The following is a 262-nucleotide window of genomic DNA, read 5'->3' on the forward strand; positions in this document are numbered from 1 at the left end:
ATATCCTTCGTTGAACTACTTTTCCATTTTCAACAAGATCAACTATACTATGTGCTTTTCCTGTCTTAGGAAGAGCTTTGTGATTTGAATCAAGTGAATCCTTATCAATAACAGTTCGCTTTTCCAGCATTTCAGAATATGTCTTACTATCTATTGTACCATCAATAATAGATTTGTCAAGCTTTTTTGCAAGATATTTCTTGTTCTCATGTACCGCTTTTTGCGAAACGCTTTTGCCAAATCCAACTACGCGCACCCTGTC

General features: G+C 35.9%; 1 protein-coding gene. It reads right to left on the minus strand.

Annotation, left to right across the window (positions count from 1 at the left end):
• On the minus strand, positions 1-262 hold a 262-nt coding region (locus LI114_RS13950), incomplete at both ends, for a hypothetical protein (protein ID WP_227221161.1).

Source organism: Ruminococcus sp. 210702-SL.1.03, assembly GCF_020559915.1.
Lineage (GTDB): Bacteria > Bacillota > Clostridia > Oscillospirales > Ruminococcaceae > YE71.